Source organism: Paraburkholderia sp. A1RI_3L (assembly GCF_048957895.1).
GTDB classification, from domain to species: Bacteria; Pseudomonadota; Gammaproteobacteria; order Burkholderiales; family Burkholderiaceae; genus Paraburkholderia; species Paraburkholderia kururiensis.
Window position 1 is genome coordinate 101,835 of sequence record NZ_JARCHA010000009.1, and the last position, 23,594, is coordinate 125,428.

Annotated in this window: 25 protein-coding genes; 5 read left to right on the forward strand and 20 right to left on the reverse strand. The window is 63.0% G+C overall.

What is annotated here, in order from left to right:
* Position 1: 1 nt before the first annotated feature.
* From PXJ20_RS22735 to PXJ20_RS22745, 3 genes are all read right to left on the reverse strand, one after another.
* Positions 2–1,336 carry a glutamine synthetase family protein gene (locus PXJ20_RS22735; RefSeq protein WP_017774048.1) on the reverse strand — a complete coding sequence of 445 codons (1,335 nt, stop codon included), beginning with the start codon at positions 1,334–1,336 and terminating at the stop codon, positions 2–4.
* Between the two features lie 31 nt (positions 1,337–1,367).
* Complete coding sequence (locus PXJ20_RS22740) at positions 1,368–2,168, reverse strand: gamma-glutamyl-gamma-aminobutyrate hydrolase family protein (protein ID WP_421031621.1); 801 nt, start codon at positions 2,166–2,168, stop codon at positions 1,368–1,370.
* 307 nt (positions 2,169–2,475) lie between these two features.
* Positions 2,476–2,697 (reverse strand): hypothetical protein, encoded by a 222-nt coding sequence (locus PXJ20_RS22745; RefSeq protein WP_232833271.1) that lies wholly within the window; start codon positions 2,695–2,697, stop codon positions 2,476–2,478.
* Between the two features lie 386 nt (positions 2,698–3,083).
* Here PXJ20_RS22745 and PXJ20_RS22750 point away from each other — a divergent pair, with 386 nt between their 5' ends.
* From PXJ20_RS22750 to speB, 3 genes are all read left to right on the forward strand, one after another.
* Complete coding sequence (locus PXJ20_RS22750; protein ID WP_026121288.1) at positions 3,084–3,653, forward strand: cupin domain-containing protein; 570 nt, start codon at positions 3,084–3,086, stop codon at positions 3,651–3,653.
* An 82-nt stretch (positions 3,654–3,735) separates the two neighbouring features.
* A complete protein-coding gene (locus tag PXJ20_RS22755) occupies positions 3,736–5,226 on the forward strand; it encodes an aldehyde dehydrogenase (RefSeq protein ID WP_421031622.1) in 1,491 nt (496 codons plus the stop codon).
* 120 nt (positions 5,227–5,346) lie between these two features.
* Entirely contained in the window at positions 5,347–6,309 is a 963-nt protein-coding gene (speB, locus tag PXJ20_RS22760; RefSeq protein ID WP_413215685.1) for an agmatinase, read from the forward strand.
* A 49-nt stretch (positions 6,310–6,358) separates the two neighbouring features.
* Here the strand turns inward: speB and PXJ20_RS22765 are convergent, their stop codons facing one another.
* A complete protein-coding gene (locus PXJ20_RS22765) occupies positions 6,359–8,179 on the reverse strand; it encodes a diguanylate cyclase domain-containing protein (protein ID WP_421031623.1) in 1,821 nt (606 codons plus the stop codon).
* Positions 8,176–9,297, reverse strand: a complete 1,122-nt coding sequence (locus PXJ20_RS22770) for an extracellular solute-binding protein (RefSeq protein ID WP_017774042.1) — start codon at positions 9,295–9,297, stop codon at positions 8,176–8,178. The genes PXJ20_RS22765 and PXJ20_RS22770 overlap by 4 nt, the downstream gene beginning before the upstream one ends.
* Positions 9,298–9,969: 672 nt before the next feature.
* Between PXJ20_RS22770 and PXJ20_RS22775 the strand changes: the two genes are divergently transcribed.
* On the forward strand, positions 9,970–10,464 hold the full coding sequence (locus PXJ20_RS22775; RefSeq protein ID WP_421031624.1) for a cupin domain-containing protein: 495 nt from the start codon (positions 9,970–9,972) through the stop codon (positions 10,462–10,464).
* A gap of 68 nt (positions 10,465–10,532) precedes the next feature.
* Here the strand turns inward: PXJ20_RS22775 and PXJ20_RS22780 are convergent, their stop codons facing one another.
* The 4 genes from PXJ20_RS22780 to PXJ20_RS22795 all read right to left on the reverse strand — a co-directional run bounded on the left by PXJ20_RS22780 (position 10,533) and on the right by PXJ20_RS22795 (position 14,268).
* Positions 10,533–10,994 (reverse strand): SRPBCC family protein, encoded by a 462-nt coding sequence (locus PXJ20_RS22780; RefSeq protein ID WP_421031625.1) that lies wholly within the window; start codon positions 10,992–10,994, stop codon positions 10,533–10,535.
* A gap of 186 nt (positions 10,995–11,180) precedes the next feature.
* Complete coding sequence (locus PXJ20_RS22785; RefSeq protein ID WP_421031626.1) at positions 11,181–12,272, reverse strand: TAXI family TRAP transporter solute-binding subunit; 1,092 nt, start codon at positions 12,270–12,272, stop codon at positions 11,181–11,183.
* A gap of 142 nt (positions 12,273–12,414) precedes the next feature.
* Positions 12,415–13,482 carry a zinc ribbon domain-containing protein gene (locus tag PXJ20_RS22790; RefSeq protein ID WP_421031627.1) on the reverse strand — a complete coding sequence of 356 codons (1,068 nt, stop codon included), beginning with the start codon at positions 13,480–13,482 and terminating at the stop codon, positions 12,415–12,417.
* Positions 13,483–13,839: 357 nt separating this feature from the next.
* Positions 13,840–14,268: a PPC domain-containing DNA-binding protein gene (locus PXJ20_RS22795; protein WP_421032623.1), complete on the reverse strand. Its 429-nt coding sequence runs from the start codon at positions 14,266–14,268 to the stop codon at positions 13,840–13,842.
* Positions 14,269–14,513: 245 nt separating this feature from the next.
* Between PXJ20_RS22795 and PXJ20_RS22800 the strand changes: the two genes are divergently transcribed.
* The gene (locus tag PXJ20_RS22800) at positions 14,514–15,218 is read left to right on the forward strand and encodes a glutathione S-transferase N-terminal domain-containing protein (RefSeq protein WP_126875450.1); all 705 of its coding nucleotides are present in this window, start codon (positions 14,514–14,516) and stop codon (positions 15,216–15,218) included.
* A gap of 126 nt (positions 15,219–15,344) precedes the next feature.
* Here the strand turns inward: PXJ20_RS22800 and PXJ20_RS22805 are convergent, their stop codons facing one another.
* The 11 genes from PXJ20_RS22805 to PXJ20_RS22855 all read right to left on the reverse strand — a co-directional run bounded on the left by PXJ20_RS22805 (position 15,345) and on the right by PXJ20_RS22855 (position 23,557).
* Entirely contained in the window at positions 15,345–15,473 is a 129-nt protein-coding gene (locus tag PXJ20_RS22805; RefSeq protein WP_017774035.1) for an MFS transporter small subunit, read from the reverse strand.
* A gap of 80 nt (positions 15,474–15,553) precedes the next feature.
* A complete protein-coding gene (locus tag PXJ20_RS22810; RefSeq protein WP_017774034.1) occupies positions 15,554–16,954 on the reverse strand; it encodes an L-lactate MFS transporter in 1,401 nt (466 codons plus the stop codon).
* Positions 16,955–17,254: 300 nt separating this feature from the next.
* Positions 17,255–18,457: an amino acid aminotransferase gene (locus PXJ20_RS22815; protein WP_421031628.1), complete on the reverse strand. Its 1,203-nt coding sequence runs from the start codon at positions 18,455–18,457 to the stop codon at positions 17,255–17,257.
* 106 nt (positions 18,458–18,563) lie between these two features.
* Positions 18,564–18,893: a cold-shock protein gene (locus tag PXJ20_RS22820; RefSeq protein ID WP_421031629.1), complete on the reverse strand. Its 330-nt coding sequence runs from the start codon at positions 18,891–18,893 to the stop codon at positions 18,564–18,566.
* A gap of 63 nt (positions 18,894–18,956) precedes the next feature.
* The gene (locus PXJ20_RS22825) at positions 18,957–19,778 is read right to left on the reverse strand and encodes an alpha/beta fold hydrolase (RefSeq protein WP_421031630.1); all 822 of its coding nucleotides are present in this window, start codon (positions 19,776–19,778) and stop codon (positions 18,957–18,959) included.
* 61 nt (positions 19,779–19,839) lie between these two features.
* Complete coding sequence (locus tag PXJ20_RS22830; RefSeq protein ID WP_017774030.1) at positions 19,840–20,256, reverse strand: DUF488 domain-containing protein; 417 nt, start codon at positions 20,254–20,256, stop codon at positions 19,840–19,842.
* Positions 20,257–20,442: 186 nt separating this feature from the next.
* Positions 20,443–20,751, reverse strand: a complete 309-nt coding sequence (locus tag PXJ20_RS22835; protein WP_421031631.1) for a hypothetical protein — start codon at positions 20,749–20,751, stop codon at positions 20,443–20,445.
* On the reverse strand, positions 20,748–21,110 hold the full coding sequence (locus tag PXJ20_RS22840) for a hypothetical protein (protein WP_421031632.1): 363 nt from the start codon (positions 21,108–21,110) through the stop codon (positions 20,748–20,750). The genes PXJ20_RS22835 and PXJ20_RS22840 overlap by 4 nt, the downstream gene beginning before the upstream one ends.
* A complete protein-coding gene (locus tag PXJ20_RS22845; RefSeq protein WP_421031633.1) occupies positions 21,110–22,330 on the reverse strand; it encodes an NRAMP family divalent metal transporter in 1,221 nt (406 codons plus the stop codon). Before PXJ20_RS22845 ends, PXJ20_RS22840 begins: the two co-directional genes overlap by 1 nt.
* Before the next feature lie 27 nt (positions 22,331–22,357).
* Positions 22,358–22,735, reverse strand: a complete 378-nt coding sequence (locus PXJ20_RS22850) for a hypothetical protein (RefSeq protein ID WP_421031634.1) — start codon at positions 22,733–22,735, stop codon at positions 22,358–22,360.
* A 243-nt stretch (positions 22,736–22,978) separates the two neighbouring features.
* Positions 22,979–23,557, reverse strand: coding sequence for a methyltransferase family protein (locus PXJ20_RS22855; RefSeq protein ID WP_421031635.1), 579 nt, complete (start codon positions 23,555–23,557; stop codon positions 22,979–22,981).
* Between the last annotated feature and the right edge of the window lie 37 nt (positions 23,558–23,594).

Below are 23,594 nucleotides of genomic sequence, written 5' to 3' on the forward strand. Positions count from 1 at the left end.
TTTAAACGTGCAGCAGCAGATGTTTGCGTTCCCACGAACTGATCACGCGGAAGAACGCTTCGTATTCGGTTTCCTTCAGCGCCAGATAGGCCTTGACGAACTTCTCGCCCAGCATCGAGTTGAGCGGCTCGCACGCGGCCATCAGCGTGAGACCTTCTTCCAGGTTGCGCGGCAACTGGTACGGCAGCTCGTAGCCGTCGCTCGTGAGCGGGTCGGTGGGCTTGAGGTGCTGCGTCATGCCGAGGTAGCCCGCCGCGAGCGTGGCCGCGATGGCGAGATACGGATTGCAGTCCACGCCCGGGATACGGTTCTCGATACGCCGTGCAGCGGGCGACGAGTACGGAATGCGGAAACCCACCGTGCGGTTGTCGAAGCCCCATTGCACGTTGATGGGGGCCGCCATGAAACGCGAGAGCCGGCGATACGAATTGATGTACGGCGCAAAGATGGGCATGAGCGCCGGCGTGTACTTCTGCAGGCCGGCGATGTAGCCGTAGAACATGTCGGTGGCCTTGCCGTCGCTGCCCGTGAAGAGGTTCTGGCCCGTCTCTTCGCTCACGAGGCTTTGATGCACGTGCATGGCGGAACCGGGCTCGTTCTCCATGGGCTTCGACATGAAGGTGGCATACATGTGATGGCGCAGCGCGGCTTCACGCACCGTGCGCTTGAAGAGGAACACGCGGTCGGCCAGGTTGAGCGGGTCGCCGTGCAGGAAGTTGATTTCCATTTGCGCGGCGCCCACTTCGTGGATGAGCGTGTCCACCTCCAGGTCCTGCACGTCGCAGTACTCGTAGATGTCCTCAAAAAGCGGATCGAACTCGTTGACCGCTTCGATCGAATACGCCTGGCGGCCCGTTTCGGGACGCCCCGTGCGACCGATAGGCGGCGCGAGCGGCATGTCCGGGTCCTTGTTCATTTCCACCAGATAGAACTCGAGTTCCGGTGCAATGACAGGCTTCCAGCCCTTCGCCTTGTAGAGGTCGAGCACGCGGCGCAGTACGCGGCGCGGTGAGATTTCCACGGGTGTGCCGTCGAAATGGACGCAGTCGTGAATGACCTGTGCGGTGGGGTCGACGGCCCAGGGAATGATGCGGATGGTGGACGGGTCGGGCACGCAGACCATATCGGGGTCCGTCACGCCAGTGAGGGTGCCGTCTTCCGGATACTCGCCGGTGACGGTCTGAATCATCACGGCCTGGGGCAAACGCATCGACTCGCCTGATTCGAACTTGCTGCGCGGAATGATCTTGCCGCGCGCAATCCCGGCCATGTCGGGAATGATTGCTTCGATTTCGGTGATGTGATGCTTTTTCAGAAATTCGTCTATTTCATGCATGATTGTTCTCTCAGTCTTTGTGAGGGCCGGCTCAGACTTTCACGGCGATGGGCGCGTGAAGGTCGGCCCCGATCTGTATTCGGGCAAGCATCCGTTCGCGGCATGCGGCGCCGAACGCACGGAAGATCGCGGTGGAAAGCGCGTCTTCGGCGTGCTTCCATTCGGGATGCCATTGCACGCCGAGCGCAAAGGCACGTGCGCCTTCTACGCTCACCGCTTCGATCAGGCCGTCCGGCGCGACCGCTTCCACCGTGAGGCCTGTGCCCAGCTTCTCGATGCCTTGCCCGTGCAGCGAATTCACACGAGCTTCGCTGACGCCTGAAGCGAGGCGCTGCAACACGCCGCCTGCCGTGAGGCGAATGGCGTGCGCGGGTCCGTACTGCACGTGGAGTTCCTCGTTTTTGTCCTCGCGGTGATCGTCGAGGCCATCCACGGCATGGACTTCCTGATGCAGCGTGCCGCCGAACACGACATTCATTTCCTGGAAGCCGCGGCAGATAGCGAGCACCGGCACGCCCGCTTCGATGGCCGCACGCATGAGCGGCAGCGTGGTGGCGTCGCGCGCCGGGTCGTGCAGCGTGCCCGGCGCGCTGGGGGGGCCGCCGTAACGGTGCGGCTCGACATTTGAATAGCTGCCCGTGAACAGCAGGCCGTCCACCGTATCCAGAATGTCTGCCGCTCTCTGCCGCACACCGAGCGCGGGCAACAGCATGGCGAGCGCGCCGGCGCCGTCCACCACCGCTGCGATGTATTTCTCGCCGGTGACGTGCGACGGGTGCGAACCCATCATGGTTCTATCGGCTGTTACGCCGACCAATGGCTTTTTTTGCATGACTTCACGTTGCCTTTTTATTGCCTTTTTTGTTTCGCCAATAGCGATTAACAAAATAAAGGCACGACATGACCCCTCGGCTACGCAAATTGCGTAAGCCGCTTCTTGAAGGGCACTACAGGCGGTTCGACGCTAGCGAACCGCGCTGCGCGTTTCGATCATGTAGGCTGTCCGCTTCGGTCCAATGTGCGGCGCAATGCAGTTAAAGCGCGCGCGCAACGGACGACCGCATACCGTGGCGTGGACCATCGCACGAGCGAGGCGCCGCAATAGACGGGTGAAGCGAACCGCGAAAGGAGGAGAGGCGCTACGGCAGCAGCGAAGCGACTTCGTCGGTGCGCACGGCGATGAACGCGCGCGCAGACGTAGCGTTGTGACGCCGCACCGAACGACGGGACAGGATGGTGAAGACGGACAGGAACAGGCGAGAGGCAAGCCTGCCGCTACTGCCGTCGGAGATGGACGAGTCACTGCGAAGACACCTCGCATGACTTCGATCCCACCTTACCAGAGGGCCACGGACTCTCACGATTACACTCGACTGACGACGTTGAAAGTATTGAACGCCCCGATCAATGAAACGCACGTAGCGTTTAAGGAATCGGGACATTGGCCGGCTGCCGGGAGCCGTCGCAGATGCAGCATATTGATTGAACCGCGCATTGTGACGACACCGTGATGCCGACCTTGTAGATCAGCATATACGAGCCAAAAACGCCGTCAAATCTTTTTTTCGAAAACCCGACTCAGGGGTTTCCCCGAGGTCGGAATAAATCATTCGCAAAAGGAATGGCGCTCGAGGTGTCCATTATTTCGAACACCTTGCAGGGTTTTCCCAGGCGGAAAACGGGGGAAAGTGATTAGAATATTCAACACTTTTCCAATCCACCCGTCGTGTTCCGACGCTCTCTCATCGTGTCCGAAGCCGCATCCACGTCCACTGAAGTTGCTACCCGTTTGCGTTACGTGCGCAAGAAACATGGGCTTTCGCAGCGCGAACTGGCAAAGCGCGCGGGCGTGACGAACGGCACCATCTCGCTCATCGAACAGAGTCGCGTGAGTCCTTCCGTAGGTTCGCTCAAGAAGCTGCTCGAATGCATTCCGATGAGCCTCGCCGAGTTCTTCACGTTCGAAGTGGTGGAAGACCGCACGGTGGTGTCGCGTCGCGGCGAGATGCCCAATCTTGGCAGCGCTTCCATCGAGTTCTATCTTGCGGGCGCCAGCGTGAAAGACCGCAACATGGGCATCTTGCGCGAGGTCTATCAGCCGCTTTCGGATACGGGCCCCGAGATGCTCACGCATGCGGGCCACGAAGGCGGCGTCGTCGTGGCGGGACAACTCGAACTGACGGTGGACGGCTCCACGTGGCTGCTCGACCCCGGCGACAGCTACTACTTCGAAAGCCGCTTGCCGCACCGTTTTCGCAATCCCAGCGCGGAACACGTCTGCGAGGTGGTGTCGGCGAATTCGCCGCCAACCTTCTGACGTTGCGCCAACGCGGTTCGTACTCGCACGTAGCGTCGTGCTGCGTGCGCTGACGCGAGCCGCCCAACATTGAGGCATCCTGATGGACAAGACGACTCTGGCTTACTGGCAGGACAAGGCCGCGACGCTCGCAATCGAAGGGCGCGCATTCATCGACGGCGAATACCGCCACGCGCAGTCGGGCAAGACGTTCGATTGCGTGAGCCCCATCGACGCGCGCGTGCTCGCGAAGGTTGCCGATTGCGGCGCGGCCGATGTCGATGCCGCAGTGGCCGCAGCGCGCCGTGCGTTCGACGCACAGGTGTGGGCCGGGCTGAACCCGCGCAAGCGCAAGGCCATTCTGCTGCGCTGGGCCGCGTTGATGCGCGAGCACCTCGACGAACTCGCGCTGCTCGAAACGCTGGACGCGGGCAAGCCGATTGGCGACACGACGACTGTCGATGTACCGGGCGCAGCGTATTGCGTCGAATGGTTCGCGGAAGCCATCGACAAAGTAGGCGGCGAGGTCGCGCCCGCGGACCATCATCTCGTGGGGCTCGTGACGCGTGAGCCGCTTGGTGTGGTGGCCGCCGTGGTGCCGTGGAATTTCCCTATTCTGATGGCCGCATGGAAGTTCGGGCCTGCACTTGCAGCGGGCAATAGCGTCGTGCTGAAGCCTTCGGAAAAGTCGCCGCTCACGGCGATCAAGGTCGCGCAACTCGCGAAAGAAGCGGGTTTTCCGGCGGGCGTCTTCAACGTGGTGCCGGGCGGCGGCGAACCGGGCAAGCTGCTCGCGCTTCACAACGACGTGGATTGCCTTGCGTTCACTGGCTCCACGAACGTGGGCAAGCTCATCATGCAGTACGCGGGGCAATCGAACCTCAAGCGCGTGTGGCTGGAGCTGGGCGGCAAGTCGCCGAACATCGTGCTGCCCGATTGCCCGGACATGGACCGTGCCGCCAACGCTGCGGCCGGCGCGATCTTCTACAACATGGGCGAGATGTGTACGGCCGGTTCGCGGCTGCTCGTGCATCGTGACATCAAAGAGGTGTTCATCGAGAAGTTGATCGCCGCGGCGCGCAGCTATGTGCCTGGCAATCCTCTTGATCCGAAGGTCTCGATGGGGGCTATCGTGGACCAGGTGCAGCTTGATCGCGTACTGGGCTATATCGAGGCAGGTCGCAAGGAGGCGAAGCTGTTGACGGGTGGCGCTCGCGTGAACGAGTCGTCGGGTGGCTTCTATGTGGAGCCGACCGTGTTCGACACGACGCCCAACGCGAAGATCGCGCGTGAAGAGATCTTCGGGCCGGTGCTCTCGGTCATCACGTTCGATTCCATCGACGAAGCGGTCGGCATTGCCAACGACAGCGACTATGGCCTTGCTGCCGCGGTGTGGACCGGCAATCTCACCACGGCGCACGAAGTGGCCCGCCGTCTGCGCGCGGGCACCGTGTGGGTCAACTGCTACGACGAAGGCGGCGACATGAACTTCCCCTTCGGCGGCTACAAGCAATCGGGCAACGGCCGCGACAAGTCGTTGCACGCACTGGAGAAGTACACCGAGCTGAAGTCCACGCTCGTGCGGCTGCGCTAAAGGATTCGCAAGCCAGCGCGGCGGCGCGTACGCAACGCACCGCCGCGTTCCCAATGAATCCGGCTGCCGGCACGTTGCCCGTGAGGCGGGCACGCGTCGGTCCTCCAATCAGGTCATTCCATGACTGAAATCCTCTATGGCGACGGTGCGATCCGCCGCCCCTCTCTCTACGGTTCTTCTATCGAAAACACTTACGCGGGCGTGCTCTCGTTCATGCGACGCACGTATACGCGAACGCTCGACGGTGCAGATGTCGTCGTCTCCGGCATACCGCTCGATCTTGCCACGACGTTTCGCTCCGGCGCGCGCCTCGGGCCTGCGGCGGTGCGCGCGGCGAGCGTGCAACTCGCGGAACTGCACCCATACCCGTGGGGCTTCAATCCGTTCGACGAACTCGCCGTGATCGACTACGGCGACTGCTGGTTCGATGCGCACAATCCGCTTTCGATCAAGCCGGCCATCGTCGAGCATGCGCGCACCATCCTGAAGTCGGGCGCGAAGATGCTCACGTTCGGCGGCGATCACTACGTGACGTACCCGCTGCTCGTCGCGCATGCGCAGAAGTACGGCCGGCCGCTTTCGCTCATTCACTTCGATGCGCATTGCGATACCTGGGCCGACGACAGCCCCGACAGCCTCAACCACGGCACGATGTTCTACAAGGCCGTGAAGGAAGGGCTGATCGATCCGCAGACGTCGGTGCAGGTCGGCATTCGAACGTGGAACGACGACTTCCTCGGCATCAACTTGCTCGACGCCGCGTGGGTGCATGAGCACGGGCCGCGCGCTGCGATCGAGCGCATTGCTTCGATCGTGGGCGACCGCCCTGCCTATCTGACCTTCGATATCGACTGCCTCGACCCCGCGTTCGCGCCGGGTACGGGCACGCCGGTGGCAGGCGGACTCTCGTCTGCACAGGCGCTCGCCATCGTGCGGGGACTCGGCAACGTGAACCTGGTGGGCGCGGACGTAGTGGAAGTGGCGCCGGCCTACGATCAGAGTGAGATCACGGCGCTTGCCGCCGCGCACATTGCGTGCGATCTGCTTTGCTTGTGGCGGCAGCGCAAGGTGGCTGCACGCTGATGTGATGACGTGGCGCGGCGGCGTTAACTGTTGGGCACGCCGCCGTGCTTTACTCCACCGGCTCGGCGTCGTCCGAGGCCGGCATGGGCGCCGTGTCGTTCCGTTGCGCCGGCTTCTCCCCGGCCACCTTCAGGCGTTGCACTTCCGGCAGCTGGCAATAACGCAGCGAGAAACTGCGTCCCTCGGACTTCGCCGCATACATCGCCGCGTCCGCGTTGAGCAGCAGTTCGCGGGCGGACGAACCATCCTGCGGATACTCCGCAATGCCGATGCTCGCGCCTACGGTCATGCGTTTGCCGTCCACGGGCAGGTCGTCGTCGAGCGCGCGAACGATGCAGTCAGCCAGTTCGGATGCCTGATCAGTTGCCTGCGCGCCTTCCACAAGTACGATGAACTCGTCGCCGCCCAGACGCGCTACTGTGTGCTCGCCTGACAGTACTTGCTGCAGCCTGCGCGCAACGGCCGTGAGTACGCTGTCGCCCACGGAATGTCCGAACTGGTCGTTGATCTGCTTGAAGCGGTCCAGGTCCACGAACAGCACCGCGAGCCGGTCGTGATGCGTGGCGGCGTGGCGTATTGCCGTTTCAAGCCTGTGCATGAACAGCATGCGGTTTGGCAAACCCGTGAGCATGTCGTGATTGGCAAGATGCACGAGTTCGTGCTGCTTGTCGTGCAGCGCGTTCACCTGTGAGCGGATCTCCCGCCGCATGCGGTCGAAGCAGCGCGCGAGCACGCCGATTTCGTCCGTGCGCCTGAGCGGCAGCGGGTCCATGGTGTGCTCGGAAAGGAAGTGCGTGGCAGCGTGGGTCAGTATCTGCAGCGGTTTCGTGAGCGCGCGGGCGAACAGGATGGCAAGCAACAGGGCGACCGCGCTCGAAAACAGCACCATGCGCACGATCTGGTCGCCCAGCAGATTGGCCCCCGTCAGTACACCCGCGAGCGGCTTGCCAAGACCGAGCACGATGAAGCGATTGCCGGCGGTTTGCCCGAAGGGCCGCCGCACGAAGGCGAGCACTTCGCCCGGCGCCTGCTTGGGATGAGCGAGACCGTTGAGAAGCAACGTGTCTGTCGTTCGTTCGAAGAGTGGCAGCGTGGCCGGGAAGCTGTCCTGCATGAGGACGCGGCGGCCTTTGTCGAAGCCGAACGTCTTCGATGCATCGGGATGCACGAGGAAGTCGCCCCACTCGTTGGCGAGATACACGTCGTAAGCCGTAGGCAGGTCGGCGCGCAACCGCTCGAACATGGCAGCGAGGTCCACGTCCACTACCACGACGCCCACTACACGCCCGTTCGGCGTCGTGACGGGCGTAGCCAGACGAAGCGTGGGGCGGCCTTCGGCATAGTGTGCGCCGCGTTCATGGTTGATGGTGATGGGCCCCACGTACACGCGGCCCGGCGGCAGCGCCAACGTGTCGAACACATAGGCGAACTGTCCTTTCTCCTGAAGGTTCTCGTCCTTGACCTGGGTGGCGCCCCCGCCTTCACGGTCGAAGCGGATGCGTTCCAGGCCATAACGGTCGCGTGAAATGAGCCGCGCCTGCAGGTACTCGGGATGGTGCTTCATGAAGCTCGCGAACACTTGCGAGAGCCGCGTGCGGTCTGGCCCGATGGCGTTGTCGTCTGTCGCGCCCGCAACGAGCGAGGACGACGGCATGGCGGCGAGCACGAGCGTGTCGGCGGCCATGTCGTCGATGGTCTGCGAGAAGCGCTGGCCGAGCAGCTCTGTCGAGGTGAGCAGATTGCGGCTCGCTTCGCCGACCAGCATGGTGCGATTGGCGCGGTACGCGTAATAGCCGGTCGATCCGGAGGCGAGCACACCGATCAGCGCGAGCAGAATCGAGAGCTTGAAGGTCAGGCCCGAACGGATCATTGGAAGCGCTCCGGACGGTCGCCCGATACGACGCGGTTCCACAGCGACTCGCGCTCTTCGGTGTTTTCCACCGGCTGAATCCAGACGAGATGCGCGTGTTCGCTCGTGTAGCCCGATGGTTCGGTCAACGTATTGGCAAGCCCCTGACGTTGAGGCAGCAGCACGCTCACGTCCGGTTCGAGCATGTAGTTGATCCATTCGAGCGCAAGCGTGCGGTTCTTCGCTGCGGCCGTCATCGCCCAGCAATCGAGCCACGCGAGCGCGCCTTCGTCGGGAATCACGTAACCGACATCGGCACCGGCTTTGCGCAACTGCTCGAGTTGTTGCGTGCCGTAATTGCCGAACATGAGCGCGACCTTGTGCTGCATGAAGAACGCCGTAGCTTCCTCAGGCAGCGTGTAGTAGGTCAGCAGATTGCGGCGCAGCGCCACGAGCTTCAGCGCAATGGTGTGCATCTGCTCGGGGCTTAGCTGGAACGGTTGGGTGTAGCCGAGCGCGAGCGCAGTGAACGAGAAGTTGTGCTGAGCGCTATTGAAGTCGAGCACCTTGCCGCGGTAGCGCGGATTCCACAGCTCGTTCATCGAGCGCGGGGCTACCGGCACCTGCTTGCGATCGTAGATGAGTCCCATCGACGAATAGGTGAACGGAATACCGTACGCCTTGCCGTTCTGCGTGAGCCCATTGATGGACGAGAGCGCGCGAAAACGCGGCAATTGACGCTGCGTATTCGGCAGACTCGCGAGATCGAGTGGCGCGAGCAGGTTCTCCTGCGTGTAGCGATGAATCTCGGCTGTGTTCGCCGCAAGCACGTCGAACTGCGGAGCCGCGCCCGTATGCAGCTTGCTCCACAATGCTTCGTCCGAGTCGACGAACGTCACTTCAACGTGCGCGTTGTAGCGCGACTCAAAGGTTTTCACCACGTCGCTGTCGGCGTAGCCCGGCCATGCGAGCACACGCAACACGTTGTCGTAGGCGAGCGCGGGCAGGGTCGCGAGCAGGCAACCGGCAAACGCAACCGCAAGCAACAGCGCACGAAGCGCCGAAGTGCCGCGCACCAGGGAATGAAGCAGGGCCGCGCAGAACGCGAAGAAGAACGGAGCGGCGAAGGCGTTCGACACAAAACGCGCACGGTTGCCAGAGAGACTCCCGCCTGCGCGCGCCACCTTGAGCGAAGTGCTGCACCGGCGGATGTGGCTCGGGCGGCTTCGCGGGCGGGGCAATGGGGAAGGGCCGAGGCCGAGGCGCATTTGTCCGTCCTTTGCAATCACATGCACAAACTCAAAACTGCCTCCCGGGGTATGCCCAGGGGCGTGCTCAATGGCCAAAGCAGACGAAGCCGTATGGGCTGCGGCATAGCGTTTGAAGGTGTAGCAGTGGTGCTGGGCGGCAATCTTCAGATAAAGCTTTTCGCCCGAGAGAGGTTGCCGCGTTGCGGCGCCGTCCCGCGTTTATAGCATCAAATCCGTCTTTTTTGGACGGGTAACAATGTAGCGGGCGCTGAGCGATATCCGAGGTGCTGCCCCTCTTTTAACGGCTTAGCCCGCGCAATCTTTAGATGCCGCAAGGACTCGGCGAAAACCGCGGCGGCCGCTCTAGTGGTGCCGGCCAATTTGTCGAATGAGGTGGCAGATTGCGCCTGTCGCGCTATTTCGTATTTTCGTATGATTGTTAACTTCGCGATGACTAACGTGTTTAAAACGCGCGTTGCACGTTCCGAAATGGCGAGCGCGCAGTCACGACGCGAGAGGCGAAACTGGAAGGGCGAAAGCAACATCGACGAGGAGTCCCACATGGAACGACCTGACTTCATCCGGCATTGGACGGAACTGGAAGGCGAAGATAACCAGCACTACGCCGGCGATACCGAACGCATGGCAATCAACGCGCCGCTTGCCCGCAAATTGGGGCTGACGCGCATCGGCATTCATCACAACCGCTTGTTGCCCGGACGGCGCACGTCGTATCCGCACGCCGAAAGCGCCGAAGAAGAGTTTGTGTTCGTGCTGGAAGGCACGCCGGACGTGTGGATAGACGGCCACTTGCATCGCCTCGAGCCGGGCGATTCCGTGGCGTTTCCCGCGGGTACGGGCATTTGCCACACGTTCATCAACAACACAGACACCGAAGTGCGCCTGATGGTGATTGGCGAGCCGCCGAAGGACGAGAACCGCATTCGCTACCCGATGAACGAGGCGCACGAGGCGACGCGCGCGGACCGATGGACCGACTGGCCCGCCCGCGAGATGGGCCCGCACGATGGCAAGCCGGATCGGGGACGGTCTTAGGCGGGTTTGAGCCGGCTTGGGCGGGCCGTCGGCGCGAAGACACGCTTCGCGGCCGGCGCGCCGCCCAATTAATGCACCTCGGGGTGCACCGCTGCCACCACCTCGCCCGTTTCGAGCAGCGACTTGAGGTTCGACAGAATGCGCGGCCAGCCGCCCGACACGGCCTTGATGAAGCCGGAATCCGGCAGGTCGCGTTCCATCCCATGCGTGACCGTGAGCCTGGCCGCGTTGGGCTGAGGCTCGATCTCCATCACGCAGACCGAATACCCTTCCTCTTTCAGCTCCGGCCTGAATTCGTTACGCCAGCGCAGGGCGAGCCGCTTCGGCGGGTCGAACGCGACGATCTCGCCGGTGTCGGCTACGCGCCCATCCGGGAACAGCATCTTCCATGAAGCACCGGCTTTCCACTCGGCCTCGATATGCATGCCGAACCAGTACTGCTTCATGAACGCGGGGCTCGTGAGCGCTTCCCAAAGCGCTTCGGGCGAGGTGCGAATGTAGGTGACGTAGACGAAGGTGCTGCCGGCCATGATCGGGCTCCTTTGTGCAGGGAATGAGGTGCGCGCGCGGCACCGTGAGACGTCGGGCGCCATGCCGACGCAGCCGCTGCCGTCGATGGGGATAATATGCAACCATAAGGTTGCATGTCAAGGCACAGGCTCACGAGGTAAGCACAACGCCCCAGCCCGATTCATACAAACGTTTGATCTAGCCTCTCATTTGCACAGCAGAAGCAGACGTTCCTGATTCGTGCAGTTCGTTCTGGGCGGCGCTTTGCGCGTGGCCGCTTGTTGCGGCGCTCCGCTGCCGCCTTCCGCACGTCGGGCGATGCACGCGCGCAGGTGCCTTTCTACGGGCGGATAGTATTGCCAGCCCTTGCCCAGATTCGGCAACTCCAGCTTGACCTGCTTCCATTTCGGATGCCCGTGCTCCTGAAGATTGTCGAAGTTCTCGCAAAGCGAATCGGCGAAGCGGTCGAGATGGAAGACGGTGTCGCGCAGGCCGTAGTCATAAGTCACGAGAAACGCTTTCACGGTGAACGTGGGCACGTCTTCCTTGAGCCAGTTCGGGTAGCTCGACGTGCGGATCGTCGCGGGGAAATAGGCCTGCTGTGCCCGTGCCGTTTCGGGCGCGGAAGGGTCCACGCGCAGAATGCGCAACTGCTGCAGCAAATCGGGGTTCATGTCGGTGAAGAGCTTGGCGGGTTGCCCGGCCACCACCACGGCCACGTCGATCTTCTTCACGATCAGCGCGGCGAGCGCGTCTTCGTTGCTGAAGTGCTGCACGTTCTGTTCGGGAATGGGTTGCCCGAACATCAGCCGGTACAACGTCGTGGCCGACTGCGCCGTGCCGCTGCCTATCAGTCCCACGCTGATGGTCTTGTCCTTGATCTCGTTGATGGTTCGCAATGGCGAGTCCGCGCGCACGAGGAAATGAATCTCCTCGTCGTAGAGCGGCATGATGAGCCGCAGCGGACGAATCGCGCTGCCCGCATCCGCGTTGCCCGCGTTCGCCATGTCGAGATACGCCTGATAGACGTCCGACTGCACGAGCGCGAGCTTCACGCCGGGCTCGTAGCGCATGCGCTGCACGTTTTCCGCCGACCCCTTCGAGGGCATCACCTCCAGATCGATGCCCGCGGGTTGCGCCACCCATTTCGACAGATCCTGACCGATCTGGATGTATGTGCCGCGCTCAGGGCCGGTCACGATCTTGTAGCGCGCCGGCGGCGTTGCGGCCAAAGAAGAAGCCGCGAACAAAGCCGCAAGCGTCAGTGCGAGCCATCGCCCGAGAAGTATCTTCAGCATGGTTGTCCCCTCATCGTTCAGCGTGGAGCACGCGCGCGCCAAAGCGTGGAAGCGCGGAGCGCGAAGCGTGTTGAAACGGTCGTCGTTTCTTGCGGGGTGCGAGGTGCTGGTGGTGCGAATCGTCGCGGGGCGGCGCGTGCGATTACTGCGCAGGCGCGGTGCTGCCGGGCGGATTCGTCGCGTTGTTCGGCGGATGCTTCCAGCCCGATTCCACGATGGCGCGTTGCTGGGCGTCTATGTCGGCGGTGTCGGGCGGGCTGGCCGTGTTTGTTGTCGTGTCGGTCGTCGCTGTTCCCTTGGGTTCTGCACGTGCTGCATGCGCCGCCAGTGCCGGTGCGCTGGCTCCTGCGGCAGCGTGCGACGCCTGCTGTTGCGCAAGCGCTGGCCACGCCGACGCGACAATCGTGCGTTGCAACAGCGCCTTGGCGTCGTTGCTGCCGGAGTCGATGCTGAGCGCGGTGTTCGCGTATTCGCGCACGCAGGGCCACATACGTTTCTGCTCGCACTGGCGTGCGCTGCGCAGCGCCGCGTCGCGACGCACTTCGATCGTGGCGAGGTCACGCTGGAATTGCCGCACGTCTTCGCGTTTCGGTTCCATCGCGGCGGCAGCGTCGAGCGCAATGCGCGCATCGGTGAGATTGTTCGCGGCGAGGCTCGCACGCGCCGCGCGCAGACTCTCGACGAGATTTGCAAAACGCGGAGCCTGCCTGGCTGAGTCCGCAGTGGCTGTTGGCGCGTTCGCGGTGTTCGTCGCCGGGGCACCGGACGGCGCGCTCTGCGTGGACGGCGTGATGGAGCCCGTTGCAGTACGTGCGACATCGGCCGTATCCGACGGTCTGTCTGGATGATTGCCGCTGAGCAGCAGCACGCTCACGTAGACGAGCGTCAGCGCGGTGACGATCATCGCAGCGCGCATGAAGCCCCAACGCGATTTGCCGCGGGGCGTGGCGCCCGGGCTCTCTGGCGAGGCGAGGGCGTCGGCGTAGGGCGTGGTCGCCGGTGCGGCGGGGGCGAACGCTGCGTGTTGCGCCGGTTGCATCGCGGCGGCCGCAACGCTTGCCTGGGCGGCGGGTGTTGTTTCGCTTGGCCCGGCAAGCGGGTGATCGACGCCGCAATACGGGCAGAACGCGACGTGCTCGCGGAGCGCCGTGCCGCAGCGCCTGCATGATGGTGTGGGGGAACGCTGATGTCGGGCTGTCTGAGTGAACATGCGGTGGTCCTGACGGCGTTGGAGAACGACGTGAGGCATGCTCTGCATCGCGGCAGACGCGTGCGGTAACGCCTGCCGCTAAATCGCCTGCTGGCATCGCCATTGGCATCGCGATTGGCACCGCGATTGGCATCGGCACCCACGGTGCCGACGGGGATGGCCGCTCGAACAATATGTGAGGTTTATCGCAGAAGGTCAATCGCCGTTCTCACCTACAGTGTGGGCTTGACCGCTATTCCGGACGACGAAATGTGCCTTCTGCATAGCGCGTTTCGCAGCGAGCCATGTCTAATACGAACACGAACGGCTTCGATGAATGACGCACAATGGTCCGACGAAACCGCGCTTGTGCGCCACTCATTCATCGTGCCGGGCATGACGAACGACGAGTTCGGCGAAGCCCGTGCGCGGATCGATTTCGCGCGAAAAATAATGCTCGGGCAGCAGTGCGACCAGTATCTCTGCGGTGGTGCGAACGATGCAGCCAGGCGCCACGTGTCCACCGAAGACTTCGCCGCGAGCGTTCGCAACGGATATATGCAGATGCGGGCCATCTGGCGACAGCGAGCCCGCGAGCGTGAGAATTTCGAGATCGCCATGCAGTGCCGTGGCGTCTTGCGCGCCCGCGTATCGCAACTGCGCCACGCTGAGACTGCCCATGCCCTGAACGACGAACGCGGCCTGGAGACCGGCGTCGCGCAATGCGTGCTGAAGCGCGACACGAACATCGTCGCCGGGTACGAGGCGTAACGGAGTAAAAGCAGAACTAAGAGGAAGGGCTTGCATCGTTTGGGTCCAGGTTGAAGGCGTGCCAATCGGGACGGAACAAACGCCGCTCCTCGCGGCGAATTTCGTCGGATATTTGAACATGTCACCACGCCACGAGCGACCGTCGCGCAGGCAAATGGCTTTCCTGTGACAAAACCGCGAAGCAGATAGAATTCGGCGGGCATCGATTGCATTCGTCATCGCTCGAGGCCGGTCTTGCTCACGGCTTCCTGTTTCCTCCATTCACCATGAAGGACCTTCGCATGAACGAACTGTCCGCGTTTCCCATTACGGCCAGGTGGCCCGCACAACACCCCGATCGCATTCAGCTGTATTCGCTGCCCACGCCGAACGGCGTCAAGGTGTCGGTGATGCTCGAAGAAACCGGCTTGCCATACGAGCCGCAACTCGTGAGCTTCGAGAACAACGACCAGATGTCGCCGGAATTCCTCTCGCTCAATCCCAACAACAAGATTCCCGCCATCGTCGATCCCAATGGACCGGCGGGCCGCCCGTTCGGTCTCTTCGAGTCGGGCGCAATCCTCATCTATCTCGCCGACAAGACGGGCCAGTTCATTCCGCAGGACGCTGAAGGCCGCTACGAGACCATTCAGTGGGTGATGTTCCAGATGGGCGGCATCGGCCCGATGTTCGGGCAGGTGGGCTTCTTCCACAAATTCGCGGGCAAGGCGTACGAGGACAAGCGTCCGCGCGAGCGCTACGTCGCCGAATCGCGCCGGCTGCTCGGCGTGCTCGAGCAACGCCTTGCGGGACGCGAGTGGATCATGGGCGACGCCTACACGATTGCCGACATGGCAACGTTCCCCTGGGTGCGTAACCTTGTGGGTTTCTACGAGGCAGGCGACCTTGTTGGTTTTCAGGACTTCCCGAACGTGCGACGCGTGCTGGATGTATTCGTCGCGCGGCCTGCGGTGCAGCGGGCGCTGGACATTCCGAAGCGCAGTTGAAGCGCAGGTGGCGGCAGCGAAGCGTGCTGCCAACGTGCCGCTAAAACAGAAGGCCGGGCATCTGCCCGGCCTTCTGTTGTTTTGCCGCCCGGTGCTTGCCGCTTGCAGCGGAGAAGCAGCGGGAGATCAGCTGAACAGCTTCATTGCCTGTAAGAGCGTGTTCACGACGCCCCACGCCAGCGGAATCAGCACATAGGCCCAGAAAAGCGCCATCAGGGCCTTGTTGGTGGGATGCGGCGCGGCCGTATTGCTCATGAAAGTCTCCTTGTTTGCGGTCTGTGCCGCGTGTGTCTGTGCGGCGTGCATGTCTGCGTTTGTGCGTTCGCGTCGATCGATTAACGGTCCGCGGCGAGTTGCGCGTCGGTCATGTGATGCCGATCGTCCACACGCTTGACCAGCAGGTTGCAGATGAAGCCCACCACGAGCAGCACGGCCATGATGTGAACCGTCATCGTGTAGGCGTCGGCCTTCGCAACACCGTGCGCCACTTCATAGGCGCGGATGTAGTTGACGAGCACGGGGCCGGCCACACCCGCGGCCGCCCACGCCGTCAGCAGCCGGCCGTGAATACCGCCCACGAACGCGGTGCCGAACATGTCGGCGAGGTACGCGGGAACCGTGGAGAAGCCGCCGCCGTACATCGAGAGAATCACGCAGTAGGCCAGTACGAAGAGCGCGATGTTGCCGGAAGCCGCGAAGCCGGGCACGAAGTAGTAGAGCACCGCGCCCAGTACGAAGAAGATGAAATAGGTGTTCTTGCGGCCCACCCAGTCGGAGGCCGAGGCCCACACGAAACGTCCGCCCATGTTGAAGAGCGACAGCAGACCCACGAAGCCCGCAGCGGCCGCAGCGGAGACCGTGTTCTTGAAGCTCTCCTGAATCATGACGGAAGCCTGGCCCAGAATGCCGATGCCCGCCGTCACGTTGAGGAACAGCACGAGCCAGATCAAATAGAACTGCGGCGTCTTCAGCGCCTGATCGATGTGCACGTGGTTGCGCGTGATCATGCGGTGCGAGGTGTCCGGCGGCGTCCAGCCTTCGGGCTTCCAGCCGGTGGGCGGCACGCGGATGGCCAGCGCGCCGATCGACATCGAAATGAAATACGCGATGCCGAGCACGATGAACGTTTCAGCCACACCCACGCTCGTGTCGCTCTTGAAGTGGTTCATCAGCGCGACGGAGAGCGGTGCAGCGATCATCGCGCCGCCGCCGAAGCCCATGATCGCCATGCCGGTGGCCATGCCGCGGCGGTCCGGGAACCAGCGGATCAGCGTCGAAACCGGCGACACGTAACCGAGCCCGAGGCCGATGCCGCCAATCACGCCATAGCCGAGGTAGAGCAGCACGATCTGATGCAGCCACACACCGATAGCCGAGACGATGAAGCCGCCGCCGAAGCAGCATGCTGCGGTGAACATGGTGCGGCGCGGGCCCACGTGTTCGAGCCACTTGCCGGCGAAGGCAGCGGAAAGGCCCAGAAACACGATGGCGAGCGAGAAGATCCAGCCGAGTGTGGTCAGCGACCAGTCACCCGGCGCCGATTGCGTAATGCCGATCACCTTCGTGAGCGGTGCGTTGAACACTGAAAAAGCGTAGGCCTGGCCGATGCACAGGTGCACGGCAAGCGCGGCGGGGGGCACCATCCAGCGTGAAAAGCCGGGGCGCGCAACAGTGGCTTCTTTCGAAAAAAACGCGGGCGAGCCGGCCCGGCCTTCCGGCTCAGAGATGCTGCTCATGGGTGTCTCCTGTAGGTGTGTTCGTCTGGTTATCGGCTCTGTCGCGTTTTTTTGTAGGATTTAAGCGAGGCCGTAATGATGCGCCGACAACGATAGGACCCGGGCAGAGACTTGGCAATATGATACGAAAATGCATAAAAGCGACGGCAATTTGCCGTCTGGCGCCAGCTTGAGGTCGGGTTCGGGGTTCCCCTTATAGGGCCGCGCCATGCCGCACTGCAACGGTACGTATTGAGAAGCGCGCCCGGCGGGATAGGGGAAAGCCCGCTAAAAAGGGCGCGCGCCCAGATACTGAACAGATTAAGCGCTGGTCGAAAGCACCGTTCCGATGGCCCGCGCAACGTATTCGACGTTGCTTGCGTTCAGGCCGGCCACGCACATGCGGCCGGAGCGCAGCACATAAACGCCGTGTTCTTCGCGCAGGCGCAGCACCTGGGGTTCAGTGAGTCCCGTGTAGGTGAACATGCCGCGCTGCGCGAGGTAGCGTTGCCGCATGCGGTCGTCGGCGTGACCCTTCAGGCCTTCGTGAATGGCGTGACGCATGGCGATGATGCGCTCGCGCATGGACGCCAGTTCGCGTTCCCACGACTCGCGCCATTCGGGCGTACCCAGCACGGCGGCCACGATGCGCGCGCCATGCGTGGGCGGATTGCTGTAATTCGCTCGCACGGTGGCCGTGAGCTGACCTTGAACGTTGCGCGCGATATCCGCGGATTCGCAAACCACGCTCAAGCCGCCGCAACGCTCGCCGTAGAGCGAGAAATTCTTCGAAAACGAATTGGCGACCACGAGCGGCAAGCCCGCCGACGCCAGCATGCGGATGCACGCGGCGTCTTCGTCCAGACCCGCGCCGAAGCCTTGATACGCCATGTCGACGAACGGGATCAGCTTGCGCTCGCGCAGCACGGGCACGAGTTCGGCCCATTGATCGTCGGTTAGATCCACGCCTGTCGGGTTATGGCAGCACGCGTGGAGCAGCACGATGCTCTGCGCGGGCAGTGTCTTCACAGCTTCCAGCATGTCGCGAAAGCGCAGGCCGCCCGTGTAGTCGTCGTAGTAGGGATAGGTGTTGACGGTGAAGCCCGCGCCCTCGAATACGGCGCGATGGTTCTCCCAACTCGGGTCGCTGATCCACACCTGCGCGCCGGGGAAATAGCGCTTCAGAAAGTCCGCGCCGATTTTCAGGGCGCCGGAGCCGCCCAGCGTTTGAAGCGTCGCGATACGACCGCTCTTGCGTGCCTCGTGCTCTGCACCGAAGACAAGCGCCTGGGCGAGGTCGCGATATTGGACGTGGCCCGCCATCGGCAGATACGGGCGCGGCGTGATGTTGCCGAGCAGCGCGGCTTCGGCCTTGCCGGTGGCCGCCATGACGGGCAGCTTGCCCGCATCGTCGAAATAGATGCCGATGCTCAGATTGACCTTGTTCTGCCGCGGGTCGTGCTGAAAATCTTCGTTCAGGCTCAGGATCGGATCGCCGGGATAGGCGGGAATGTGTTCGAACATGACGTCTCCTCGATACGAAACAGTGCGGGCCGATGGGGCGGCGTTGCTGCGCCGCATCGGCTTCATTCAATTGGGACGGTGCGCTGCAACCTGATCGAAGGCGCGCTCATTTAGGCGGCAGCGACCGCACGAATTCGAGCGCCCCGTCGATCAGTTTGCGGCGCAACGCGTCTTTGCCATAGGCCTCCGGCGCGGCCCAGACCCAGCCCGGCATGACGCGGCCTTGCGAGATCATGGGCGCAATGCCCGGCGTTTTCAGCGCCCAGACCTCGTTGCCTTTGCCGAGGCGTACCAGCATGCCGTCCAGTCGAGCCCCGCACAGCAGGTTGCCGTACAGCATCCACACCCAGCCGCCGAACATGGCCTTTTCAGTGAGCCCGGGCAGCGTGCCCAGTTCTTCGCTCAAGAGTGTCTCGAGACCTCGGTCGCGCGCCATGACGTCTGCCTGACAGGGAAGGGTGGTGGAATGGGGGCAACGTGATGATATCGCGCGGCCCGTTCAGCCTGCAGCCAGCCACTCGCTCACGGTCTGGTTGAACGCTTGCGCGTTGTCCACCATGACCCAGTGCCCCGCGCGAATCGCGCACACCTTGCTGCCGGGCTGTGCAGTCAGCGCCTCGGCCCATTGCGGCGAGTGAAACATGAACGGTTTGCGCGTGCCGTAAACGAACAGCATGGGGCACGCGGGCGCGAGCTTCATCATGTTGCGAAACGAGCCGTGGGCGCCGGTCCACTGGATGAAGTACGGGTAGTCCATGTGCGAGCCGATGAAGTTCGCGTCGGATGGCACGCGCAGCAGCCGCGCCATGTACTTCGTCATGCCATCGCCGATTCCGCCACCGACTCGCCACGCAATTGCAAGCCACACCTGGTAGCCCACGATCATGGCCTTGCTCTTCACCGTGAGCGAGTTCAGATACTGCCGCGAGGCCGCGTCGCCCACATCGATGCCGATGATCTTTGCCACGCGCTCGGGGTGGCGCATACAGAACTGATAGCCGAACACGCAGCCCCAGTCGTGCAGCATCATGATGGCCTTGCCATCGCCACAGGTGCGCTCCACGATGTGGCGGATGGTCTCGACGATTTCATCGAGCGAGAACGCCCTGCGCGGTTTCGCGATATCGAAGCCCGGCAGCGTGAAGCGCACGCAGCGGTAGCGTGTCTTGAAGTGCTCGACCTGACGGTCCCACAGGCGATACGTGTCCGGCCAGCCGTGAATCATCACGATGGTCTCGCGGCTCGACGCTTCCGCGCTTTCCCCGTTCCCTTCGCTTTCGACGATCACATCGATGCCGTCTATGGCAAGCGTTTCCTTCACGGCGTGTGCTCCCTGATGTTGTTGGTTGTTATGCGGTCCGCTTCGCGCGGCACCGTTGTTTTTAGCTGCCTTTGTTCTTGTGGCCGGCCATGCTCGCGCCGCGTTCCTCCAGCATCGCGCGCAGCACGGAGCGGTGACAGCGCGATTCGTCTTCGCAATAGCAGCCAAGCGAGAAGTTGGTTTGATGCGAGAGCGCTGCGAGCATGTCGAGCAGCCGCGACGAGTCGCCCTTGTTCATTTCGGCGCGAAAGTGCTTCACGAAGGCGGCCCACGTCTTCGCGTCGCCATTGGCCTGGGCCGCCTGGGCCTGCTTCACGAGGTCGGGTTCGGGCGAAAGCTGCGGCAACCACACGTCGTAGTAGTCGCGGCTCGCAAACTCCTCCTTCGGCACGCCGCGCGGTGGCCGGCGCACGGTGCCAAGACGCAGACCTTCATCGGCCTCGCGTGGCTCGCCGAGTCTTACGATGCGTATTGCCATCGGGAATCCTCCTTTCGTTTCTATAGCCAGAGTAGCCGCAGGTCGTCCGCCGTGCCGCGGCTCTCGAAAACGGGCGTTACGAATGTCGATAGATTCGCTATCGACCTCAATCGGGAAATGCCCTATTCGTGCCATATTGTGCGACCGTCGGCAAAGGGCGTGATGATTTGAGGCGTTGCTGCCGGCTCAGAGGCGCACCTCGGCACGGCGAATCAAACGCGGATACCACGGATCGGAGAGGTCCATCTGTTGCCACGCTATACGATACGGCCGCGGGCTGCGCTTGGGACGCAGCGCCGCTGGCAGCAGCGCTGCAATCACGGAAAGCGAGAGGCGTTCGATCAGCGCATGAGGCCCAACGTGGAATTCGTCGACCACCCAGGCATCGCCATTGTTTTCCCGGTGCGCGCAGATGGCTTCGATCCGGCCCACACGCTTGCCCTCCTGCGTACGAACCGTGCGTCCCACCATGAGTTCGATGTTCACGAGCGTCATTCGCCTTTCCCCGGCAAACGCACGAGACGCCGGGCAACCCAGCGCTGCCATGCGAGCAGTGGCGTCTCGTTCACGTCGATGTCGATCGCGACGTCAAGGTCTACCGACGTGATCTGCGACCACGGAATGCGACAACGGCCTGCCTCGCGAGCGCGGCTGAACCGGTTCACGAGCCACGTCACCCAGCGCCCCATGCGCGGACCCACGCGATACGCGAGCACGGCCGGACCCGCTTCGAGTGCAACGAGCCGCGGCGGCCCGTCTTCGCGCAGTTCCACGACGATGCCGTCCACGCGGCCCGTGTTAACGCCGTTGCGATCGATCAGTTGCTTGTCGAGCAGATCGCGCACCAGTTCCATCACGACCCTCCGAGAATTTCGAGCGGCAGTGTCACCACGGCCAGCACGAACGAAAGCGAAACGATCAGGATGACGGAAAGATTCGCGACGATACCGTTGGCGTGCTTACCCACATAGCTTGTATCGTTCATCAGCACCAGAAACGGAAACACGCTGAACGGCAGGCTTACGGCGGTGAGCGCCATCGAGACGATGGTGACCTTCAGCGGATCGGCACCGCACACAATGGGCAGCGCAGCGAGCAGAAGCGACACCGTATAGGTCAGGCTGAATCCAGCGTTGTCGCGCGGCTTAGCATCTTCGCTCCATCGCCAGCCGAACGCTTGCGCGAGCATGTAGGCCTGCTGCAACGCGATCTCGAGCGTCGCGCCGAACGACGCGATGGCAAGCGACAGCACCAGCAGCACGAAGCCGGCTGTGCCTAGCGTGGGCACCAGCAGAAGCGGCAACTGGTTGTAGTCCTCCACTTGCTGCACGCCTTGAGGCATCAGCACGGCGCCTGCCACGATCAGTACCGCAAGCGCGATCGTGCCGCCAAAGCCCATGCCGAGCGCCGAGATGGCGCGGTTGGCACCGAGCATACGGCGGTCCCATTTGTCCTCGATTGCGCCCGACGAGTAGAACAGGAACAGCGAGGGCGTGATGGAAGCGCCCAGCATGCTGACGGCGATGAACCAGTAATTGGCTGGATCGTGTGGTGGTTGGCGGGGCACTAAACCCGCGGCGACGGCGTGCCAGTCGGGTCGCGCAAACAACGCCGCGACAATGAAACAGCACGTCACGAGTCCGAGCAGCGAGACCCCTTTCTCGATCAGGCCGAATGTGCCTTTCCACAACAGCAGCCAGGCGAGCGCGGCGACCGGCAGCGCCCACCATCGGTAACCGATGGACGTGGCGAGTTCCAGCGCGATGCAGACGCCCCCGATCTCGGCCACCAGCACCAGCAGATTGACGAGCAGCGTTGCCGTGAGCGGCCACAAGAACAGCTTGAAGCCAAAACGGTCGCGCATGCCGTCGGCGATCGTATGACCGCTGACCGCGGCGAAGCGGCCCGCCATTTCGGCGAGAAACGCGATGCAGAGCGTGCCCAGCACGAGCGCCCAACCCAGCCGATACCCGAAGCCTGCGCCAGCTTGTGCCGACGTGGACATGGATCCCATCTCGAGGAATCCGCCCACACTCGTCACCACGCCGAGCGATATCTGGAGCAATTTCTTCATCGCTGTACCGGAAGGTCGAGAGACCGGCTAGAGGCCGCGTGCCGCGGCGGGCCGCGCGCTGGCGTCGTCGAGCATCGCTTTTGCACGCGCGATGCCGCTACGGTTGTGTGCTGTGACGGCGGCATCGGCCTCGGCCAGCGAGCGGATGATTTGCGTGGCCCGCGCGCTCACTCGGACCGCTTGCGGATCACCTTGATGAAACGACGTCTGGATGTCGTCGGCCGTTGTGGTGATGTTGCGTGACAGCGTGCGCAATGCGTTGTGCACGTAGAAGTCAGGTACGTCGCCGTGCAGCGACGCACCGAGCACGAGCGACGCCGAGCGTGCGAACGAAAGTACTGTGCGCAGCCGCCACGACTGCTGCTGCCGCTGTTGTGGCAGTTCGCCGCTGCGGGCGCCGCTCACGAGCGCGATGCATGTCATCAGCAGGCAGACCCGGCAAAGACGATCAGATGGCGGCATGGTGGGCAGAGCGATATGACGTTGCGTCGCATGGGCGCGAGCATCCTGTGTGCCTGCCTTATCTGGTGGTGGGTATGTGTGTTGTGGCGCTCCCTCATCTATCTCCAGATCGCGGCAGCACGATTTCGCCTTCGTTGGGGGGGATGCCTTGAGACAGGCGGCATGAACTGCCGCCACCCCCACGCCTCAAACCACCCCCGGCACCAGCGCCTTCACCCGCCGCGCGTACTCGTCATACGCGGCGCCGAACTGCTCGCGCATGAAGCGCTCTTCCACGATGATGCGATGCACGATCGCGATCAGGACCAGGGCGAAGGCCAGCACCGCGCGCCATTGGCCGATGGCGAGTCCGGTGCCGGCGAATGCCAGCGCGAGGCCGGTATAGATGGGATGGCGAACCAGCCGGTACGGGCCGCCCGTGATGAGTTCGTGATCGGCCTTGACGGTGACCACGCCGCTCCAGTTGCGTCCCAGGTAGACCCGCGCCCACACGGTGAACAGCAACCCGGCCACGGTCAGCACCGCACCCACTATCCACCACGCCTGCCACTGCGACGCCGGCAGGAAGCGCGCCATGAGCGCCGGCACCCCCACGTGCCGTGCGGTCAACAGTGCGGCCGCGATGAACAGCAGCGCCACGTTCGCCAAACGCGGCAGCGCGGACTGGCGTCGGACGTTCGCCTTGACGTTGCGCGCCAGCGCGAACCAGGTCGCGAGCCAGGCGGCCCAGAGGGTGGGAAAGAAGGCTGAATAGAATGCGCTCAAGTTCAATTTCGGCTCCCGGCCGGACAAGCGCAGTCGT

Coding starts and splice junctions, on each gene's coding strand:
- PXJ20_RS22800 (WP_126875450.1), top strand. CDS start 14,514: ATGAACGAACTGTCCGCGTTTCCCATTACGGCCAGGTGGCCCGCACAA.
- PXJ20_RS22845 (WP_421031633.1), bottom strand. CDS start 22,330: ATGAAGAAATTGCTCCAGATATCGCTCGGCGTGGTGACGAGTGTGGGC.
- PXJ20_RS22840 (WP_421031632.1), bottom strand. CDS start 21,110: ATGGAACTGGTGCGCGATCTGCTCGACAAGCAACTGATCGATCGCAAC.
- PXJ20_RS22795 (WP_421032623.1), bottom strand. CDS start 14,268: ATGCAAGCCCTTCCTCTTAGTTCTGCTTTTACTCCGTTACGCCTCGTA.
- PXJ20_RS22830 (WP_017774030.1), bottom strand. CDS start 20,256: ATGGCAATACGCATCGTAAGACTCGGCGAGCCACGCGAGGCCGATGAA.
- PXJ20_RS22740 (WP_421031621.1), bottom strand. CDS start 2,168: ATGCAAAAAAAGCCATTGGTCGGCGTAACAGCCGATAGAACCATGATG.
- PXJ20_RS22780 (WP_421031625.1), bottom strand. CDS start 10,994: ATGGCCGGCAGCACCTTCGTCTACGTCACCTACATTCGCACCTCGCCC.
- PXJ20_RS22785 (WP_421031626.1), bottom strand. CDS start 12,272: ATGCTGAAGATACTTCTCGGGCGATGGCTCGCACTGACGCTTGCGGCT.
- PXJ20_RS22775 (WP_421031624.1), top strand. CDS start 9,970: ATGGAACGACCTGACTTCATCCGGCATTGGACGGAACTGGAAGGCGAA.
- PXJ20_RS22755 (WP_421031622.1), top strand. CDS start 3,736: ATGGACAAGACGACTCTGGCTTACTGGCAGGACAAGGCCGCGACGCTC.
- PXJ20_RS22820 (WP_421031629.1), bottom strand. CDS start 18,893: ATGGCGCGCGACCGAGGTCTCGAGACACTCTTGAGCGAAGAACTGGGC.
- PXJ20_RS22805 (WP_017774035.1), bottom strand. CDS start 15,473: ATGAGCAATACGGCCGCGCCGCATCCCACCAACAAGGCCCTGATGGCG.
- PXJ20_RS22815 (WP_421031628.1), bottom strand. CDS start 18,457: ATGTTCGAACACATTCCCGCCTATCCCGGCGATCCGATCCTGAGCCTG.
- PXJ20_RS22790 (WP_421031627.1), bottom strand. CDS start 13,482: ATGTTCACTCAGACAGCCCGACATCAGCGTTCCCCCACACCATCATGC.
- PXJ20_RS22735 (WP_017774048.1), bottom strand. CDS start 1,336: ATGCATGAAATAGACGAATTTCTGAAAAAGCATCACATCACCGAAATC.
- PXJ20_RS22765 (WP_421031623.1), bottom strand. CDS start 8,179: ATGATCCGTTCGGGCCTGACCTTCAAGCTCTCGATTCTGCTCGCGCTG.
- PXJ20_RS22810 (WP_017774034.1), bottom strand. CDS start 16,954: ATGAGCAGCATCTCTGAGCCGGAAGGCCGGGCCGGCTCGCCCGCGTTT.
- speB (WP_413215685.1), top strand. CDS start 5,347: ATGACTGAAATCCTCTATGGCGACGGTGCGATCCGCCGCCCCTCTCTC.
- PXJ20_RS22835 (WP_421031631.1), bottom strand. CDS start 20,751: ATGACGCTCGTGAACATCGAACTCATGGTGGGACGCACGGTTCGTACG.